15 protein-coding genes are annotated in these 20,453 nt (G+C 33.9%); 7 read left to right on the forward strand and 8 right to left on the reverse strand.

All coding sequences use genetic code 11. The features are described 5' to 3' along the window. Positions 1-92: 92 nt before the first annotated feature. Together BVC89_RS22845 and BVC89_RS22855 are read right to left on the reverse strand one after the other, a co-directional pair. A complete protein-coding gene (locus BVC89_RS22845) occupies positions 93-1,061 on the reverse strand; it encodes an acetylating acetaldehyde dehydrogenase (protein ID WP_086933428.1) in 969 nt (322 codons plus the stop codon). Between the two features lie 1,570 nt (positions 1,062-2,631). Then, positions 2,632-3,567 (reverse strand): DegV family protein, encoded by a 936-nt coding sequence (locus tag BVC89_RS22855; RefSeq protein WP_086933430.1) that lies wholly within the window; start codon positions 3,565-3,567, stop codon positions 2,632-2,634. A 1,147-nt stretch (positions 3,568-4,714) separates the two neighbouring features. Between BVC89_RS22855 and BVC89_RS22860 the strand changes: the two genes are divergently transcribed. The 7 genes from BVC89_RS22860 (at position 4,715) to BVC89_RS22885 (ending at position 12,272) form a co-directional block, all read left to right on the forward strand. Then, the gene (locus BVC89_RS22860) at positions 4,715-6,427 is read left to right on the forward strand and encodes a hypothetical protein (protein WP_103654300.1); all 1,713 of its coding nucleotides are present in this window, start codon (positions 4,715-4,717) and stop codon (positions 6,425-6,427) included. Continuing rightward, positions 6,399-8,099, forward strand: a complete 1,701-nt coding sequence (locus tag BVC89_RS22865) for a hypothetical protein (protein WP_086933432.1) — start codon at positions 6,399-6,401, stop codon at positions 8,097-8,099. The genes BVC89_RS22860 and BVC89_RS22865 overlap by 29 nt, the downstream gene beginning before the upstream one ends. A 425-nt stretch (positions 8,100-8,524) precedes the next feature. After that, entirely contained in the window at positions 8,525-9,061 is a 537-nt protein-coding gene (locus BVC89_RS22875) for a hypothetical protein (RefSeq protein ID WP_086933434.1), read from the forward strand. Between the two features lie 4 nt (positions 9,062-9,065). Beyond that, complete coding sequence (locus BVC89_RS22880) at positions 9,066-11,207, forward strand: peptidase domain-containing ABC transporter (protein WP_086933435.1); 2,142 nt, start codon at positions 9,066-9,068, stop codon at positions 11,205-11,207. Positions 11,208-11,229: 22 nt separating this feature from the next. After that, positions 11,230-11,394: a hypothetical protein gene (locus BVC89_RS29935; protein ID WP_158658079.1), complete on the forward strand. Its 165-nt coding sequence runs from the start codon at positions 11,230-11,232 to the stop codon at positions 11,392-11,394. A 27-nt stretch (positions 11,395-11,421) separates the two neighbouring features. Continuing rightward, a complete protein-coding gene (locus BVC89_RS29940) occupies positions 11,422-11,562 on the forward strand; it encodes a hypothetical protein (protein WP_158658080.1) in 141 nt (46 codons plus the stop codon). Positions 11,563-11,645: 83 nt separating this feature from the next. Beyond that, positions 11,646-12,272, forward strand: coding sequence for a hypothetical protein (locus tag BVC89_RS22885; protein ID WP_086933436.1), 627 nt, complete (start codon positions 11,646-11,648; stop codon positions 12,270-12,272). A gap of 263 nt (positions 12,273-12,535) precedes the next feature. Here BVC89_RS22885 and BVC89_RS22890 read toward each other — a convergent pair whose 3' ends face one another. From BVC89_RS22890 to BVC89_RS22915, 6 genes are all read right to left on the reverse strand, one after another. Beyond that, the gene (locus BVC89_RS22890; protein ID WP_086933437.1) at positions 12,536-13,309 is read right to left on the reverse strand and encodes a glutathione S-transferase family protein; all 774 of its coding nucleotides are present in this window, start codon (positions 13,307-13,309) and stop codon (positions 12,536-12,538) included. Between the two features lie 35 nt (positions 13,310-13,344). Next, positions 13,345-14,046, reverse strand: a complete 702-nt coding sequence (locus BVC89_RS22895; RefSeq protein ID WP_086933438.1) for a DUF6445 family protein — start codon at positions 14,044-14,046, stop codon at positions 13,345-13,347. A 10-nt stretch (positions 14,047-14,056) separates the two neighbouring features. Next, positions 14,057-14,773, reverse strand: a complete 717-nt coding sequence (locus tag BVC89_RS22900) for a SapC family protein (protein WP_086934716.1) — start codon at positions 14,771-14,773, stop codon at positions 14,057-14,059. A gap of 287 nt (positions 14,774-15,060) precedes the next feature. Then, positions 15,061-18,264, reverse strand: a complete 3,204-nt coding sequence (locus BVC89_RS22905) for a TonB-dependent receptor (protein WP_245929203.1) — start codon at positions 18,262-18,264, stop codon at positions 15,061-15,063. Between the two features lie 437 nt (positions 18,265-18,701). Continuing rightward, positions 18,702-19,796 carry a FecR family protein gene (locus BVC89_RS22910; RefSeq protein WP_086933439.1) on the reverse strand — a complete coding sequence of 365 codons (1,095 nt, stop codon included), beginning with the start codon at positions 19,794-19,796 and terminating at the stop codon, positions 18,702-18,704. Beyond that, positions 19,793-20,362, reverse strand: a complete 570-nt coding sequence (locus BVC89_RS22915) for an RNA polymerase sigma factor (protein WP_086933440.1) — start codon at positions 20,360-20,362, stop codon at positions 19,793-19,795. The genes BVC89_RS22910 and BVC89_RS22915 overlap by 4 nt, the downstream gene beginning before the upstream one ends. Between the last annotated feature and the right edge of the window lie 91 nt (positions 20,363-20,453).

The raw sequence follows: 20,453 nt of genomic DNA on the forward strand, positions 1-20,453 counted from the left end.
GTGATTTATTTTGACGCATAAATTGTTAAGAAAAATTAATGACATTCAATATGCGCCAAAATATTTTTTAAAATGACAGGAAATATTTAGCATTAATTAACAAGTGCAACATTGGGAAACATGAAATAATTTTTAAGCATTGCATATTCTTCCGCCACTGCAATAGCAGCACAGTTGATAATATCTAAATTACCGGCATACTTTGGTAAGTAATCACCTCTCCCTTCCACCGAAATATTAATTTTAACTCCGCCATTTTCATAGATAGGACATCCTTCAAGACAATACCCAGGCACATAGTGCTGTACTTTTTTTAACACGTCATTAAGCGCTTTGTCTAACAGATCTAAATTTGTACAAGAGGTTTCAGCAAAAATAACATTACGCATCTTTGAAGCAAAATTCTTATCATCTACAATTAAATCAACATCTATATTTTTGATGCCACTATATTTTCGTAAACCGGCTCTAGTATTGCTGTAATACTCATCCAAATTAGCCAAGGTTGCAGGACCAACACTGTTAGGTGAGAGATAAGAAGCTACGTGCAAGCGCGTAATTTCTGGAATTGCAAGTGAAAGTGCGTAAGCTATAGGAATAGAAGACTGGCCACCGCATGAGATCATACTAATATTGCTGCTATTTTTTACATCAGCAAGGCTAATAGCAGGCACTAGTGGAGTTCCTATTTGTGAAGGAGTCATATCGATTGCCAATACTCCCATCTCTTTAAATAACGGAGCGTGATTAACATGTTGCGATGCTGATGTTGCGTCAAATATTACATCACACTTTTCATCAGCCTCTATAAACGCATTAATACTTCGGTCGGAAACAGTAACACCAAGTTTTTTGGCATATTGTATCCCTTCTGATTTAGAGTTTCTTCCTGCAAACATAATGCAGTCCATATACTTGGATCTTAACGCCTTAACCAACAAATCGACGCCTATCTTTCCCGTTCCTAAAATACCTACTTTAATCTTATTATCATTATTTACAGGTGCTTTCTTCTCAAAACGAGGCAAGCGTTTAGATGGTACTGCTCTATTAAGCTGCATAAAATAACTCCAGAAGGTTAAATACAATATTTACATTTTTTTATTACTTCCACGTCAATCTTTTATGAAAACATATTTGACTTTTTAAAAGGTTTAAATAATTTTCAACAGATCTTATTCTAATTTCAAAAAAAAACAATTAACTAAAGGAATATAAAATATTTTTTTACAATAAGAATTAGGGAGCGACAATAAATTAAATAAATATATCTAAAATTCAAATACAAAATTAATATTTACTTGTTTTAAGACAAAAATTTTCGCATAAAAATAAGGAGTATTTTAATTAAATCAAAAAATTGTAATTATATTTACAGATGGAGAATTTATTTTAAAAAATAATTTTTTGTATAAATAATTAATTTTTTTAAATAAAAAAGGGGAATTAATTAATAGAAAGAACACCATATTAGAAATGCTAATTAGCACCACCAATATATTATTATAAATAATTATAAGAGGCTTTTTTTGCATAGCAACAAGCTAGCGATTAAATAAAGCATTCGACGAAAGGCACAAAGAACAGCATTGTGTCGCAAACAGCCAAGGTATTACTCAGGATATAAAACCAACCTTATATTTAGTATGGATTAATACATATAGTTAACATATTAAATTTTAATTAAATACTGTATATTTGAGTACACTAATTCAGAGAGAAATAAAATTTCCTCTAAAAACATGGACATGTTATTAGTTATATAGCACTACAAATTAACAAATTAAATAATTCTTATTATTCAGAATCACTTAAAGCAGGGAAATAGAACCTCTAAATTTTAGCGTTAACTATCAGAACCCAAATTCGATACCATCGTAAAACAAAAATTTTAGAAATTTCGCTATTACCAATAAAAACGTATATTCTAGAAACTAATTTATTTTTCGATTACTGTCAAACATTTTCGAAATTAATCTAACATTGTCTTCTAAAACATTTTTTTACTTAGTATAAGGTAAAGCTTTCTATTCAAGATCGAAATTTCTTAAACTACAATTCTTGCCTATTGTCTCAACACTATCTATCTATTACACAATGTACTGCTATCTTGCAGATATTAGAAAGGGACGCTGGCAGTCTAAAGAACATCCATATACTGAGGAATGGCTAATAGAAAAAGCATTTATCGGGCCAGAATTAAAAGATAAAAGGGGTATTTTACAGTGCAAGTATTAAATAAACTGTGTCGCATTAGATTCGGTCTTCTATATAACATTACAATAAATTCGATAAATGTAATTTTATTACAACACGATGTGAATATTAAAATGCATAATTCACATTATTCAAAAAAGAAACGTACTATTTGAATAGACTATATTCAAGATGCTTATTTTTTGTTAGAGGCGTCATTTGAATTTTTATCATCTCTAGCTGACCTTTGGGATAACGAAGCGACTTGTAATTAATAATTATTTTTTCTTACACTTCTAAAAATATAAGCATGAAGATTATTCATATTTAGCTTATGTTTGCTAAACAAAACCGACACAATTAACGCCAAAAAAATTCTTATTGCGAAGAATGTTTAGTATAGAATTAACACAGAAATAAGTAATTGAACGATCTCTAACCTCCAGACCACTCACCTGGTTCGCAAGCCACTGCTAGTGATAGCGAACCGACGCTTGTATATATGCCTCCAGCGATACTCATCACTGATGGAATAATTTGCACTTTATGTTTTTGAGCCACTTCTTTTAATTTTTGATAGCCAGGCAACTCTTGTAACTCTTGCATTGAGCCGCCATAGTTGATCCCTACCAAAGGAATCAAAAGTTTGTTCTCAATTTGTACACAAGCATGGTTGAACAGTTGTTCTACAGTATTTTCAAAACCTCTTACTTTTGCCGCAAGGTAAGATGAGTCATTCACATTACACAACACCGGATAAATACCAAGTGCACTAGCAATAAACACTTTACCCCACCCAACCGCATTCTCGTTTCTTTTTTGAGCACGTTTTAGAGCAAGCAATGGATCTCTAGGCAATATATATGTATGAATATTCTCCGACAAATGATCCATAGAGCGACGAACTTCATTAGCATTCTGTCCAGCTAGAATTCGGCGAATGGTTTCTGAAATCATGACTGCTTGACCAGCAAATACTGTGCGACTATCCATTACACGTATAGTAAAATCATGACGACCATTATTTAGCTCTCTGCGCATATTAGAAGCCGCAATATTTGCATTGTTATAAGTCTCACCCTGTGTACGATTCACAGTTTGTATAACAATATTTTTACATTCACTTTCGACAGCTTCTCTTATTGCCTGCTCAAATTCTTCGGGCGTTGGCGGCTCTGTAGTCACTTCATGTTTTTTAGACAGCATCCCAGATTTAAATAAAGCCAAAGTTTTACTCGCATCACAAGGATCTGGGTGCATTTTACCATCAATAATTATTTTTAACGGTAGTTGCTTAATTCGGTATTTTTCAACAAGCTTCGAAGGTAGGCTGCACGAGGAGTCGGTAATTACTGCCAATTTTGCTGCCATAAGTGCTCCTATTGATAAGCAAGATGTGGCGGGTAAAGTTATATTCTATTTAGTTTATTAAATATCTTTTTTTAGTGCAATAGCTGATATTTAATGTCCTGATGTTGCACTAAAATCATAGTTTAAGTCGCTTAAAACATCCACAGCTATTTTCATAATGTTGCCAAATGAACTTAAGATCTGTTAGCAGGTCTGGGTACTACAATCCACCAAAGATACTAGAGCTAGAAAAATAAATACCTCAAGAGGAAGGGTATATGAAAAAATAATATCGGTAGCACCAAATGCTTTGGAAGCTTTCAGGCGGAGTCTCTCCTTTTATCTAGACTTGTAGCTCATCGGTCTAGTAAAGGATTGTCATACTATATATCTTCACGGGCTAAAACGGAAAACTATGATGTAGTAGCCCGCCAAGTCGCTATCTTTTTTCTTAGATGATCTACGTTTGTCCTAATTTTTAGCTTTTTTGTGTATAAAAACAGTAAGAGGAATTCTAAATGAAAAACAGTCAAAATAACTCTATATATTATTTAGACTGATGGATACAAACAGGATTGTATTTGCAACCACGGTATCATCTTTTCCTGTAGCTACTAACAACGAGTGTCAAAACTTAATTTCGCAAATCACCTAATATATCCCGTTTAAATTCATTCCGTTCACTAAAATAAAACCTTCTTATTTTTATTAACATATGAAGTCTTGATACTTATTCCTACAATATTTTCTAATACTATAATGTTTAATATTACTTCGGCTAGTGAATTCTTTAATATATCTTTTCCATTTCATAGCTGCTCAAATTTATTAACTAAATAAATTCTAACGCCCCAAACTCGATCAGGTAGTCATAGATGGTTTCATTACAAATGTCAGGACAATCATAAATATTATCAATTTAACTACTAGATATATGTCCTTCCGGAACTTAGATCATTTTCTAGTTATAACATAATTTCCGCACCTCGATTTACCATCTAATTTTTAAATTGAGGTCTAATAGGAAAAGCATTTATATAATTAGTTATGAATATTTATTATGAAATCGTATTTATTACGCCAAATATAAATTTTAAATAGATTTCTTTACAGATTTAAGCAATGATTATAGACCAGTTAGACAATATATAATTGCTATATGAAATTTATGGAAAAATTAAGCATAGACAAAATACAAGGCAGTACAAAACGGTTTTTCGCACACAAAATGGAAAATACCGAAACGCTTTGGATCAATGATAGCCTAAGAAAAAAATATCCTAAAATTCTTCAAAATAATTTAGATTTTGCCAGTCGATTTTCATTCGGCATCATAGATAATCACTTATTTGATACGATTATATTTAATAAAACTAAAAAAGTGTCACTTTGTGCTGAATATTATGGAGTCGGAGGGAATGCTGGTGGTGTTAGATGCGGCAATTTAAAAGAGTTTCAAATTAAAGGTATAGGAAGAAATAACCTATATGGAGAACATACCGACCTTTGGCACTCTTATGGTGGTTTGAGCCTTCTGGAAGCAGTATGTGAGGTGATAAACTCAACGGTACTAAGCAAAATACTGCCAATAGGAACCATAGAGTGTTTGGGATTAATATATACAGGTAAGAAAACGGCATACACGCCTAACTTCAATGGAGATGAATATATTCGGGGAAAGGGGGCAATAATAGTCAGGGAAAAAAGCCTAAGGCCTGCTCATTTCATGCCACCAATAAATTATGAAGTTCCTAGTGAATTGAAAGGATGTCTAGAGGTTAGCTCCAAAATTTACCGCCTTAGAGTTTCCAATAGGTTTCTCAGTAATATTTTCCTTAAAGTAGATGATTTCATAATTTTTTTTAGTAAGTTTTTGCAAAATTGCGCAAATCAATTCTCATTTTCAAGGTTGTTCCGTATTGCACACTCTGCTTTAACTTCATCAAATATATCTTTTGATGGTAAATGGTTAGACTTAACAGGCTCGACATTTTTACCATCGGGAAAAAACTATCAAGTACCAAATATGCCATCTTTCTACGATGAAGAAAGTGCAATTATATCAATTAGCAATGAGTTTATTTATAATTACTCAAAATATAGCGGGTGTTATTTAGATAACTCGATACTGATTGACTATTATAAAAATCAATTACGAGCTTATAAAAAATTACACTGCTTAAGAGTTTTTGGTTTCAATATCAATGAGGCTAAATTTCTATCAAGCTTTGAAGATATAGATTTTATTTTAGAAATTCTCCTAAATGAAATAAATAGAGATAGAAGTGTTTGCGACAAACCTCCACTCGGAAAAAATATTGATTCCAACCTCCTACTCATTATCGACTCTTTCTTTCTTAAAAAAAAAGGACTACAGATTAATTCAAAACATAAAATATACGAAACAGGCCTAAAATTACTCAATATATCTTATTTAAAATTTGGCAAGCTAACCTCTTATAAAAATTATTGCATAAAAAAATATATAAAATCTTTAAGGCAAATAATATATTCTCCCGCTTTTTTTAAGGGTAACATTACTAATAAAATTTTAGAATTATATGAATCTCCTGAATTATTTTGGTGTCAAGATTTAATCAATAATTATTCATCTGCTGCCGACTGGATCTTTTCCGAATGCGACAGAAGTTTTGTTCCTATTTTTTTATCAAAAAAAATTAAGTGCTATTATTGCACAGAGAGATCCAGTATTTTTTTTAATGGATCGATTGTAAATACAATAGAAAGTATACATAGGAGTCATGTAGAGGAGAAATATAGCTTAGAAATAGGCGGTTATAATTTTTATAAAGAGTTTATATATGTTTTTTCAAAGGTGTCTAGTATAAATAATGACCGACAAATACAGATTAAATATTAACACACTCCCAGAAAATTTAGTTGCTTTTAACACAAGCCTAATTAAGAACACAAAAACAGTATGGATTGATAAAAAACAAATAAGCAAATTAAATCCTAGCTTAGCCAATGATAAAGAGTTTTTAGAAAATTTTAGTTTTGGTATTCCTAGCGACTTTATAAGCGCCGACTTATTTGACAACAAATATAAAAAAAAATTATATGCTGATCGATATGGTAGTGACTTAGGCGGAAATGGGGGGAGTGCTAGGTGTGGATATTTAGATAATTTCCACTTAAAAGGAGTAGGCAAGACACCATTATCTGGAGCAGAGGATACTTGGCATTCTTATGGCGGGTTTAGCTTAGTTGAAGCTATGTGTGAAATTATATACTCAAAAATTTTTGAAAAAATTATGCCAAGAGGCGTAGTTTCATGCTTTGGAATAATTTTTACCGGCGAAAAAACTGCACTCAGGCCAACATTCGAAGGCGAACGTAATAACATTAGAGGAAAAGGTTGCATACTGGTTAGGAGTAGCTCTATAAGACCTGCTCACTTAATTCCAAACCAAAGCTATACAGCTCAAAGAGATGATTATCTTTGGCTGTTTAAAGATACCTATCGTGTTCGCACTATAAACCAAAAGATAAATTTATTATTGGGCGGAAGGAAAAATTATATTAAATTTATCGGTAATTTTTTATCTTCTTGTGCGGATCAATTTTCATTCTCATTTATTAATAGAATATATCATGGAGCTATTAATGCTTCCAATATAGAAATTTCAGGGAAATGGTTAGACCTGACAACAGCTACATTTGTTAGTCATAGCTTTAATTATCAAAATCGCGAGAATATGTATGCATTCAACGATGAGAGAGATGCAATTTTACATATTGCTGGCGAAGTTCTTCATCAATACGATAAATATAACAATTTATTTTCCAATAAAAGTATACTTGAATGCTACTATATGAGCCAATACAAAGCTTACTTTAGAGCTAATTTAATTACTGCCATTGGATTGCCAAAAAAATGCTATAATATTTTGAAAGAAAATATTGATTACAGACTATTTTCTGACATCGTAAAAAATTTAATAGAAAATAAGAAAACAAAAAGAAACACTTTAAAAATATCAATAAGTTGTGACCCTCTCTTCCATTATATCAATACATTATATTTAGATCTGCTATTTAATAGATGTAAAATTCAAGCTTTTCAAAAAACAGTCAACCTTTCAAAATCAATATCGAAAATTAAAAATTATAATTGTTTTATAAAATCTTGTATTATACGCCTATATAGGAGAACTCTTCTTACACCCATATATTACAGAGAAAATATAATTAAACAGCTATTATTATATGAGCACAAAATATTTGATAGACATTCTTACTCAAGTTTTATTGAAGAATTTATTAGCACTACGGAATGGATTTTTAGGGAAGATGAATGTACAAAGACAACAATAATAAAAACAAAAAAAATTGCTATTGATTATGATGCTATAGCCGATAATTATGTGCTTTATATATTTGAAAAAAGTGAAAAAATAATTATTGATTTTTTTTCTGATATGTTTTATTTCGTATCAAAATATGATAGTGAAGTAGTTGTTTGTGGATTTTCTTGTATAAGCTTTCTAAATGAAATCAAGTCAACATTTTGCAACATAGAGAGAGGTTAAAAAATGAACAAGTCAGTATCAGAAATATTCTCTATAATGTGTGAATTGAGATCTAGAATACATACTAACTTTAATACATCTAAAATAAGATGGATTTACATTTCGGCGAGGAACGGAAATTACAAAATAATTAGAAACCATTATGGAAAACCATGTGGATATATAATATGGGCCCGTGTAGTTAGAGAAACATTAATAAGGCTAGAAAAATATGACATATATCCTATATACGAGTATGAATACGACGAAGGTAACATATGCTTAATTTTGGACGTTTTCCTACTTCATGATAGAGCATATGAACTTAAGAAATTCAGCCGGCGTATTCGTTTATTAGCTTGGAAAAAGAATGGAAAACTAAGTGTATATAAACGTTTTATCAATAGGTTTAAATCTATAAAAATAAAAGAGAAGTATTTATTCTAGTGAAAAATAAATTTTATAATTTAAAGGTTATTGATAAATGTTCTTCGAATAATTTAGGAAAAATACATCTTTCCCCAACCACGAACTCATCAATATTATTTGCTTTTTTAATATTATTTTTTATATTAATATTTTATTATATTTTAAACTATGAATTATTATTTAAGAAAGAATTTTTTGTAAATATTTTAAAACCCAATAAAAGCATAAATCAAATTTCACTTGTAATTTATGCTCAAAAGAACACATTACAAAAATTTAATATAAAAGGAAAGTTAATAGCAGAAGATGGATGTCAAGAAAATCATAAAAACATAAATTCCACAAAAAGAGTTTTCCATCTAGATTTTAAAGAAAGTGTTAAGTATGGTTACCATAATGAAATATTTTATGAATTGTTAGAAGGTAGCATGAAGGAAGGATTAGCGAACAACATTAACGAATTTCACAATTCTTTGCGCTCATGCGACCATAAAAAAGGAGTAAACCTATATGTCGTTGAAAGTTTTAATGTCATGGATTTTATTTTGAGGTGAATCTATGTATTTTTTTGGCCGATTAGAAAATTCAATTAAAAAAAAACTGCCGTTAATCATGCAGAACGAAGCCTCTGAATGCTTGTTAGCATGTATTGCTATGATATTAAATTATCATGGAAGAAAAGTAGATTTAATCGAGCTCAGAGATAGCATTAATATTTCTTCAAGAGGAAGTGGATTTTCTCATCTTTTAAATATCTCAAACAAACTTAACATAAAAACCAGGCCAGTTAAAGTTGACATAAAAAGTATAAATAAGCTTTCATTACCATGTATTCTTCACTGGAAGAAGAATCACTTTGTAGTTTTAAAATCTATAAATAAAAGCGGAATTTATATTCATGACCCATCCATAGGGAAAAGGTTCGTTATTTATAAAAACCTAAGCGAATTTTTCTTTGGAATAGCTGCAGAGGTGACGCCAACTGAAAATTTCAAGAAGAAGGATAAAAAAGAAAACAAAGATATTAAAAAATTTTTTAAAGATTTTTCAGGTATTAAGCGTAATATATTATATATAATTCTATTATCTTTTTTTCTTCAATTAATTTCTTTATCTACTCCCTTTTACATTCAGACTATAATAGACAAAGTAATACAGAGTCATAATATAAAATTATTAGAAATTTTATTTCTCTGTTTTATTTTTCTAATAATTATACAATCTATTATTTCATATTCACGAAGTTACATTACAAATCTATTTTCTTTTAAATATGGATTCCATTCATCTTCGAGGTTGTTTTATCATTTGATTCGCCTTCCAACTTTATATTTTTCTAGACGAGGGTTAGGTGATGTAATAACAAAATTTGAAGCCCAAGGATATTTAAAAAATTATCTAAGTAATGAAGTGGTCAGCTCGTTCATAGATGCTATTATGCTTATAATTGCGATTATCGCCATGCTTTTTTATAGCGTAAAATTATCAATTATAGTGTTTGCAGTAAGCGTTTTCTATGTTGTTTTAGATTTTAATAACTTCAAAATACAAAAGGTACTATTAGAAGACGCGGTATCCTTTGGCGCAAAAGGCCATACAGCTTTTATTGAAAGCGTCAGATTAATTGAATCAGTTAAGATACTAGAAAATGAAAAGAATAGACATTATAAATGGCTGACTTATTTTTCTCAAGAAACCGATAAAAGGTATGAAAGTGCACATCTAGAGAATAAAATTGAATTTCTTAGACAAATAATTTTTGGTTTAGAAAATATTACTATAATATATCTAGGATCTTTGATGGTAATTAAGAATTCTATCAGCCTAGGCATGTTAATTGCGTTTATTAGTTTTAAGGTAAAGTATGTCGATACAGTTAAGTCATTAATGCGTCAAATAATGAGCTTAAACACATTGAATGTATACATGAACAGACTATCTGATATAGTTCGTGCTAAAACTGATATAAATACTTCTGGTAGTAAGTCATATTTTGGTGATGATAATGATGATAAAACTTCTTGCATTTCAAAATTTCAGAGAAGAAATGAATATATTATTAGTGGGAAGATAGAAGTTATAAACCTCGCATTTAGGTACGGAGATAGCGAGAATTTTGTTTTTAGGAATATAAATTTTACTATCAAACAAGGTGAGAAAGTTGTTATTGTTGGAGGGAGTGGTTGTGGAAAAACAACACTTTTAAAATGTTTGATGGGATTATATTTACCAACCGAAGGCACCATACTCATAGATGGAAAGCCTTTAGCTGAAGTCGGAAATTACCGCTCACAAATATCTGGTGTTCTTCAGAATGATTCATTATTTAGTGGAACTATCGCAGAAAATATTTCTGGTTTCGATCCTCTCCCAGATTTAGTTAAAATCAGAAATTGTGCAAAGTTATCATCTATCAACATTGATATTGATTCGATGCCTGCAGGATATAATACATACCTAGGAGATATGGGTGGAGGTTTAAGTGGAGGGCAAATGCAAAGAATTATAATAGCAAGGGCTCTTTACTCAAACCCTTCTATCCTATTCATGGATGAAGCTACTAGCCATCTAGATGTAGGCAATGAAAATATTGTCAACACTAACCTTAACAATTTAAATATTACACAGGTATTGGTGGCCCATAGAATGGAAACTGTTATGAGTGCTGAGAGGCAAATTAACATATCTAATTTTAATTAAATCTCACTATGAGGATAATCATATGAATAAAAAAAATGATGATGTTAGAGATCTATCACCTGAAGAAATTGATAGTATTTTGGGAAGGGGCGACGAGTGTAGAGAAATCATTTCTCATTGTATTGTAAAGCCTGACGGGACAGAAGTCTGTTACAGAGAAATAGTATGTGGTGATTATAAATTTTAAGAAACCAAAATATATCAGGAAAATTTTATGTCTGAAGAGATAAGAGATTTGAGTATAGAGGAAATAGAAGCTATTCAAGGTGGCGATTGCCGCGTAACAGAGCGAGTGTGTTGGATGGATCCTTTTGGTAGAGAACATTGCTACGAAGAAGTAGTATGCAGTGACTAACCGTATAAGTTAATTTTAAAAAATTTAAGTGGCGAAAGGATATCGCCCTTTTTAAAAATAGGATCATCGAGGTTAAAAAAATAATGAATTATACAAAATTTCAGTTGATTTTAAGTTTAACCTTTGGGGTACTCATTGGTTCTTTCTCTACTTTTATTCTATATAATACTATATCATTTGAAATAATAGAAAAAAAATCATACTCCACAAACACGATTACTTCCGCTAACCAAAAAGAAAATGATTGCCATCCTGATTCAACGGAAAATTCTTTAACTATAGTAGATATTAACATTCCCGAATTAAATGAAAATAAATATTTAGTTGATTCAAATAAATCTAGTTTACATGAAACAAAAGATGATATTAAAGAAGATTTCCACGATGAAGCAGCACAGAGTTTTGTCGAAATTAAAGTTAAACTTAATGAATTTGACAAGCAAGATATTGACCCTGTTTGGAGCATTAAAAAAGAAGAAGAAATTAAAAATTATTTATATGGTCACGAGCTTTTTTATACAATGAAACTAAAATCTATTGAATGCAAAACCAGTTCATGTGAAGTTAAAATTCTTGAAAAAGAGCAATCAGCATGGGATAAATTTTATCGAGATTTATCCAGAGAAAATTGGTGGAATTTTAGGTATTTCTCTAATAAAAGAGAAGTACTTGAAGGTGAAGAAATTTTGATAATACGCTTTGCCCAGTGATTTTAGTTCACCCATATTTATTTCTTAATTTTTTAATATTAATAAATTAAACCATGAAATTTATTGGCATCATTTTAACCAAATTATTATAGACTAGGTATTAAATTTTACTTAAAAAAATGGAGAGCCACTCATTTTTTAAATGCTAATAAATAATTTTTTTATATTTAATAATACTATTATGTGATGAAATTAATTTTTAACTGAAAAATTAAGCTACTATTTACCAAGGTAAAAAATTCTTGACAGATAGAGAACAAAAATTATATTTCATATATCGCTTGATCCACTGTTTTCACAATCATATAGTTAGGAATAAGTATAGGGTTTTCGGGTAAATGTTTGGCCACAGCTTTAATCCAATTTTTTAGTACAGGATGCATTGCAGCCAATAGTTTATCTTCAAGACCGGCCATAACACCAAAGACAACTTGTGGGAATACAGCAAAGTCTAGCATTGTCGGGCACTCCATACTAGCAATAAACGGCCCATCACCAATATGTGTAACTAGCTCCATACCGATTCTCATCTGCATATCCTTTGGGTCTTCAGTAAGATCCATATCTTCACCCATTTTTTGGATAAAACTTGCTTGCATTAATATCTCTGGCCATTGATGACGTATTTTTTCGGGTAAAGGTGTTTGTGAGGAAACAATTGCAGCCAAACGCCAATAACGCATACGTGCATTTAAATTTAATTTACCATCGATAACGCTCCTAAAAATTGATGGTAAGAAAACACGGTTTAGCCAAGTATCCACTTCGATAATTTTTTGCTTATATTCATTTGGGCAAAGGGTATACTCAGGGAATAACTCGTCAAGCCAGTGGGCATGTTCACTTGACTCAACCCGCCACTCGTCATCAATTTGAAGTATGGGAACACGCGTATTGCCAGTAAAACCAATCGTCTCTTTAGGATTAATTGGGTTAACAGGGATATATTCAAAAGGTATTTTTTTATAATGAAGGAAACACGCAGTCTTACGAACATATGGACTAGTCGCATAACCGTAAAGTTTAACTTTTGGCATATCATCTACCTCTTGGCAACTCTGCTAATTGGGTTTTAGTTTAAATCGGAAAAGTTAAGAAAAGCATTAACCGTTAATCTACCTTTTCTAGGGTCGGATGAGAGTGAATTATTAGGATAAATATTTCCAGAATGCAACATATTACTGGGATACACTACAACACGATTAAATAAAAATTCCACTTCCATTAATTTCTGAAATAAAAACGTATCACTGTGAATATAAGTTGTCGGAGTATCTTTCATAATCTCTACTTTTAGCTGTGCAAAGTAGTTTTTAAGATGTTGACTATCGATACTTTCCAAGCCACTGCTTCGGTGTTTATAAAAAGAGGTTCCACCAAAAGCTCTATAACTAAGATAATGTACTGCCGCAAATTGATATTTATCGTGGGTGTCTATATGGGGAATGCATTGTATGGGACGCAATTGACGTTCTGTGTTGGTTGTTAAGGAATATGCACACAAGCCAACGCTTAACATCTTATTTTTTTCAATATTATAAGTTTTTTTTAGCAGCTGCTCTAATGTCTTAATAAGATAAAGAACATACTGCTGCTCAACCGGCTTACGCTTTCCAGGGTAAAAATCTTCTGCTTGAGCAGTAAAATGAGGGGATGTTTGAGCTTTTTTAAAAATAGTCTCAGCATCGGGATGAAAATTATCAATTACGATGACCTTGTTCTTTTCATCCCCACATTCTAATACCTTATAATGCAGGTTTTTTTCAGATACCATAACTATATAGCTACTGTGCCATTAGGCTAGTATTTTTTCGCTGAATAAGCGAATAAATATGCCCAAGGCTAGATACCATTGTGTAAATTGGTTTTAAATATTTTTGTTGATGTAGCACTAGCATCTCATCTTTGCTAAGTTGGTCTAACTTTTCCTCATCGATAGTATAAATACCCTGCACTCTCTGGGTTTTATCGTCAGCAAAAGTAATGTCTAGGGCTAGCGGCATAATCAAATCAAGATTAAGCAAAGTATTGATAAAATTAAAATTTTGCTTTTCACCTTCTATCAGCTGGGCAAGCATAGATTTAGCACTACCTAAATAGGCAGTATCTTGGCCTTGCGCATCAAACAATGATTCTCCATTATCGGTGGAAATACAGGGGCTATTTATATCGATACATATTACTGCTTGCTCTTTATCTAAGTCTTCTTTACCAATAAAAAAAGGCTGCCTAGTAATATTAAGTGGCACATAAATGCCATCCCACTGGTTCTTCAGCCAAAATAAATTCTCACTTTGTTCGAAGCCAAGTAACACAACACAGACAAACTTTCCTGTATCTGCATCTTTGGTAAATACAATAGGATATTGAACACACAACTTAAGGAATTCGCTTAAAACAACAGGAATCATTCTTTCACTAGAACCAATAACTTCAATTTTATTGGTATCTATTTTTATATCTTTATGTACACGATTATTGAGTGAAACAAGCTTAGGCATAATCATTCCAAGTATTTATTGCTTTATTCCTTTGGTAATTGCCCCAAATAGAGGCTTATCCTTAGCTCATGATATTAACACTTATTTATACCGATTTAAAAAGTAGTTTTCGATAAAAACAACAATTGAAAAAAACCACTGCTACAAGGTTAGGGCCTGTTAACACTATTCCTACAATACTAACCCGGCCTGACTTATGCCGGGTTAATATTGTCTGAGGGCGACAGATACATAGACTGATTGTGTCAACATGCCTTAGTAACAGTGGCTAAAGGGGAGACTGAAAACTAGAAGTTGGCGCGCACACCAAAGGCAATACGACGTCCGCTGTCTTCCACAAGAAGTAGCTGATTGTCAAAACGACCGCGCTTATGTACAAACTCTTCAGTTAAATTAATGCCCTCTAGAAATAATGTTACGTTATCAAGCACATCATAACTTGCACTAAAATCCCACTGCTCATAGTCTTCTACAATCGTCGGCCCATCTCCTTGAACTTGCGTGAGAGATTGCACGAATTCATCTCGCCAACTATAAGCTAGGCGCATTTGAAATGGGCCGTTTTCATAAAAGCCAACTAAGTTGTAAGAATCGCTTAAGCCTGTGAGAGCAAAGGTTTGCGAGGTATCAGCAGGATCAAGCTCAGCATCACTATCAACTAAGGTAGCATTCAAAATAACACCAAAGCCCGATTCACCAAAAGCATGCTGTACAGCTACTTCAAAGCCGTCAACCGTAGCGGTTTCACCGTTACTAGGTAACGTATTGGTAAATACTGCAAGTTCATCATCTTCATCTGGTGCGCCGGTATCAGAACCTGTCGAAGGGTCGCGCAGAGTGCTCCCATCAGCTAAAGTAAATGTTCGATCTGCCTGAGTATTTACAATAAAGTTAGCAACATCTTTCTTAAAATATCCTACAGAAGCGTAACTGGTATCACCGTAATACCATTCCAAAGAAAGATCAAAGTTGTCAGCTTCAAAAGGTTCAAGTTCGGGATTACCACTAGTAGAAGTTAAGTCCCCACCTTGGCGAGTCGTGGTGATAACTGTTACCGGAGATAGGCTTTGTAATGTGGGGCGAGTAACAGTTTTCGATGATGCAGCCCGGGCGACTAAGTCATCAGAAATATCCCACTTAACACTCATATTAGGTAATATGGCATCATAACTAGTACTGACATTTACCGGCTCAGCAGAGCCAAAGGTGGCGAGCATTTCGGTTTCATCGAGAATAGTCAAACCGGTAATAGGCGCGTTAGTGCCATCTACTTCTGTATCAGTAGACTCTATGCGTACTCCCGCTGATGCAGAGATGGGGCGTCCCGCCAATTCACCAGCAAAATCAAATTCTAAATATGCGGCCAAGGTTTCTTCTTCCACAACAAAAGAATTATCTCTTCGCACGGCATCAAAACTGAGTCCAGATTGACGCTCTAAAATCGCAAATTGAGCTTCTCCATCGTGAGCCAACCAACGTGTTGGCTGACGACCACTGCCGCTAACATCGCTTAAAAAATCACTACCGGCATCAAAAATATACTGGTCGGCAAGCTCAATAGGTTGGCCATTAAAAGTATCGGGATAACCACAAAATGTACAATGAATACCAACCCCTTCATTATCCCAGCGGGTTAGTGCTTTTTCTTCATTGGATAACATGATACCGAATTTCGCCGCAACTAAGCCTTGATCAGCGTCCTCATTCCAAGTGCCATCGATTTTAATCTGAGTCACGTCATCTTCAACTGCCCAGCCTCTGCGCAACATCACATGTGCTCTGCTATTGCTTTCATCTAAATGATCACTGACACCAGCAGGAGCGACAAAATTGGGATCACTAGGGTCACGATAAGCGACGCCATCTATTTCTTGCTGCCCAGAAAAAATACTGGCATTGGCCTCAGCAAAATCCGTAACATAAGGGAGAATAGCACCATCGTTGATAAAGCGCACACGGTTGGCATAGCCGATAAGCGATAGCTGATTACCACCGCCATTATTCGGCTCACGCTCAGCATTGGATACATTCAAGTCAAAACTTAAATTTAAATTGTCGCTAACATCCCAATCGTAGTTTAAACCAAAGGCAGTCGTTTCGGTTAAACGATCAAATGTTTTATGGTGCATATCTGTGGCCAAACCTCTCTCCTGGTAGAGGTCTATCACGGTGCCATTGGCATCAGTAGTAGCATTCTCTATATTTGGTGCAGTGAACCAGTGGCCGTAAGAAAGTGCATCAGTTTCAATATCGAAATCGGAATAAAGTACATCAGCTGTTAAAGTTGCATTATCACTGGGAGCAAACTGAAGCACTAAATTAGCATTAGTGCGCGTTCGCTCTTCAAAAGTAACTTTGTGATCATAGTTACGAGGAGAAAAAATAGTCGTGCCTTCTGCTACTCCAGCCCCACCATTTAATTCAGCAGTTGGAATGCCGACATTTTCTAACCAGCCATCCACCTGAGCTTGATTTAGTCTCGTTTCCCTCTCCTGATGGGATAAAGACAATAAAACACCAAAACTATCGTCAGAATAGGAAATTAAGCCCGATACTTGAGGAGTAGCTTCACCACTGTTTTCATCATCAACCACTTTGGCGCTGCCCACAACTTTAAATCCCTCAATATCAAAAGGGCGCGCCGTTTTAATATTAACAGTAGAACCAACACCTCCCGATTGCATAGTGGCTGTTGAAGTTTTGTGCACATCAATACCACTTACAAGCTCTGATGCCAATGTATCAAAACTAAAGGCACGACTGAGATTTTCTGAGGCAATTTGTCGACCATTGATAAGCACTGTATTAAATTGCGGACCGAAACCTCGCACAGTAATTAATTGGCCTTCACCACCGGAACGATCAATAGACACACCGGTAATCCGCTGTAATGATTCAGCAAGATTGGTATCGGGAAATTTACCGATGTCCTGTGCTGAAATGGCATCCACTACGCCACCGGATTCACGCTTCACATCCATTGCACGTTGCAAGCCACCACGAATACCAGTAACGATAACTTCTTCTTCAATATTTTCCTGCGCGACCACCGAGCCACCAGCTAGTGTCGATAAAATACCAACAACGGCACTCGATAATTTATTCTTTTTATTCATTGAGTCGATATCCCCAAAAGACTGATCGGTAATAATAGTGAGCTGATCACTATCGCTAACCTTTACCTTCAGAGGTGTATTCGCTAAAAGAATTTTTACTGCATCTTCTATCGAATACTCTCCAACCAAGGGATTCGTTATGACTTCCGCTGCTTCGTCAAATGGAAAAATCAAAGTAATATTGGTTTGTTTGGCAAATTCTATAAGCGACAGATCTGCTCGTTGCTGAGCAATATCAAACGATAGAATTTCATCCTCAGCAAAGACTGCAGATGACAGAGACGTCATCAACAAACCGACAGCAATTGAGTGAGAAAAAAATTTTTCGTTACTCTCAGCAGCAAGCAATGTGCTTGCGTAATGCGTAGACGACACGACTTTATTTTTCCACTATGTTTGGCACTACATGAATGCTAATTTTTCGCATATAGAAATTATGACTATAGTTATTTTTCGTTTATTTTTGCCAATTGTCGCGTATATTTTAACCCAAAAGTACTCAAGTCTGTTAACACTAATTAGAGTAATAATCACTCACAAGCGACGACACAATAAAGACGACAATAGTTGTTTATTTAATCATATTCTCAGGTGAGATACACCTGAGATAGGTGGGAATTAATAAGTGATAGCTTTATGTAATAGTAGCTAGATGGAACAAGAGACTGTATCAATGAAAGATACAACTAGAGACACGGCTACAGAGCCAAATATGCTCGGCCTTAAAGGTCAGTTAATGAAACCAAAATGAAAGTCAATTAAAATTTGAACAATGTGAACAGATTAATATTATAAAATAAGATTCAAACAATCTAATTTGCCTTTAGAAGAACTTTATCGCCTTTACTTGTTTTACGCTTCTCATGGTCAATATGAAAGTTCTGCTCTAATGCCGACAGTAAGCCCTTTATATCGCCAGCTTTAAATAAGCCTGCAATACGTACTTGCTTGATAGTATCATCAGCAAATTCGAATCTAACATCAGTATAACGACCAATTTCATCTAGCGCTTGTTCAAGAGTCTCGCCACGAAAAACCAGGTTTCCCTGTCGCCACGACAGATTAGCTTCAATCTCACTTACAGCAATTTTATCAACTTTTTCATTGCCTGAGCCCAATACAATTTTCTCACCCATGGATACTGCTAACGAATCTTTAGGTAGAGAACCTTGTTTAATATCTTGGAATAATTCACTGCTCTCGTGCTCAGCAACAAGAACTTTTCCATCCGTCACGATCAACTCAACTTCCTTGTCGCCAAATATTTCAACATTAAATGCTGTGCCAACAGCTTGCACAACCTTGCCTCCAGCTATCACACTAAGTGGACGAGATTTATCATGGGCAACTTCAATATGAACTTCACCTCGTTCAAGATAAAACAAACGCGTTTCATCAGTATATTTCACATGAATTAAACTATTAGTATTGAGTACCAACTGACTGCCATCAGGTAGATTAACTGTCGAGTGTTCACCGATACCGGTATCGTAGATACCGTCGGCACTTTTTTCTCCTTGCCATGCCAATAACCAATTAGGCACCGGTGAAGAGGAGAACAACACACCACCCCAAATACCACTGACTAAAAGAAAAGCAAGTGAAGCTGCCAAAGCATAGTGAATTTTGCGTGGCTTGCTATTATGTTTGGCTTTGTTTGCAGGAGAACTATCTAACGATTGGCCTGCAGGCGCAGGAAATAAGTAAGATAAGCGAGTTAATATATCCATGTTATCCCATAAGCGCGCCATATCAAACAGTACTTTTCGGTGAGATGCATCTTCATTCAGCCACTGTTTAAATAGCAGTTCCTCTTCATGACTAAGCCCGCGATCAAGCTTTGCTATCCAAATACTCGCCGAATCATATAACTCATCTCTGTTGTTTAACTGGTATATATTGCTCATTTATTTACCCCATGCTGCCCCACCACAGTTGAAACTGAAGCAGCACTTGGATTATTGAGAGACTCCATAAAATAACTACACCGCTTTATACCATTGGCGATATGTTTTTCTACGGTACTTTCGCTAATTTGTAACTCTTTGGATATTTCCCTTTGTGAAAAACCGTAAACCTTCTTTAACACAAAGGCTTTACGACATTGCAAGGGCAAATGCCTAACAGCTTCACAAAAATGAGAAAACTCCTGATTCGCAGCAACACGATCATAGGTGTCATCACTTCGAGTTCTCTGTTCTACAAACTCGAGTTCTAAATCATCATCCATACTAATGGCAAGTCGAGTTTCCGCTTTTTTCACATGATCCAGTGCCAAATTTTTAGCTGTCTTTAATAAGAAAGACTTAGGATGAACAATCTCATCTTGGTTCTCTACCTGACAGACGCGAACGTAAGTCTCTTGCACAATGTCTTCAATTTCCTTTGGCGGAACAATGTGGGAAACCACCCGCGCTATAGTTGAGCGGATGGACATAAAAATATTTGTTACATTTTCACTATTACTGGACATGATATTTATTCGTTATTATAGAACATGCTAAGGCCTACTATAACTAACACTAAAGGCCTGAGATCTAGCTTTTTCACCCTAAGTAACCAAG

The organism is Agarilytica rhodophyticola (genome assembly GCF_002157225.2).
GTDB classification, from domain to species: Bacteria; Pseudomonadota; Gammaproteobacteria; order Pseudomonadales; family Cellvibrionaceae; genus Agarilytica; species Agarilytica rhodophyticola.

What these genes read in the sequence shown, in the direction of transcription:
- BVC89_RS22865 (WP_086933432.1), top strand. Translation starts at nt 6,399, where the DNA reads ATGACCGACAAATACAGATTAAATATTAACACACTCCCAGAAAATTTA.
- BVC89_RS22890 (WP_086933437.1), bottom strand. Translation starts at nt 13,309, where the DNA reads ATGCCAAAAGTTAAACTTTACGGTTATGCGACTAGTCCATATGTTCGT.
- BVC89_RS22860 (WP_103654300.1), top strand. Translation starts at nt 4,715, where the DNA reads ATGGAAAAATTAAGCATAGACAAAATACAAGGCAGTACAAAACGGTTT.
- BVC89_RS22855 (WP_086933430.1), bottom strand. Translation starts at nt 3,567, where the DNA reads ATGGCAGCAAAATTGGCAGTAATTACCGACTCCTCGTGCAGCCTACCT.
- BVC89_RS22880 (WP_086933435.1), top strand. Translation starts at nt 9,066, where the DNA reads ATGTATTTTTTTGGCCGATTAGAAAATTCAATTAAAAAAAAACTGCCG.
- BVC89_RS22895 (WP_086933438.1), bottom strand. Translation starts at nt 14,046, where the DNA reads ATGGTATCTGAAAAAAACCTGCATTATAAGGTATTAGAATGTGGGGAT.
- BVC89_RS22910 (WP_086933439.1), bottom strand. Translation starts at nt 19,796, where the DNA reads ATGAGCAATATATACCAGTTAAACAACAGAGATGAGTTATATGATTCG.
- BVC89_RS22845 (WP_086933428.1), bottom strand. Translation starts at nt 1,061, where the DNA reads ATGCAGCTTAATAGAGCAGTACCATCTAAACGCTTGCCTCGTTTTGAG.
- BVC89_RS22885 (WP_086933436.1), top strand. Translation starts at nt 11,646, where the DNA reads ATGAATTATACAAAATTTCAGTTGATTTTAAGTTTAACCTTTGGGGTA.
- BVC89_RS29935 (WP_158658079.1), top strand. Translation starts at nt 11,230, where the DNA reads ATGAATAAAAAAAATGATGATGTTAGAGATCTATCACCTGAAGAAATT.
- BVC89_RS22915 (WP_086933440.1), bottom strand. Translation starts at nt 20,362, where the DNA reads ATGTCCAGTAATAGTGAAAATGTAACAAATATTTTTATGTCCATCCGC.
- BVC89_RS29940 (WP_158658080.1), top strand. Translation starts at nt 11,422, where the DNA reads ATGTCTGAAGAGATAAGAGATTTGAGTATAGAGGAAATAGAAGCTATT.
- BVC89_RS22900 (WP_086934716.1), bottom strand. Translation starts at nt 14,773, where the DNA reads ATGCCTAAGCTTGTTTCACTCAATAATCGTGTACATAAAGATATAAAA.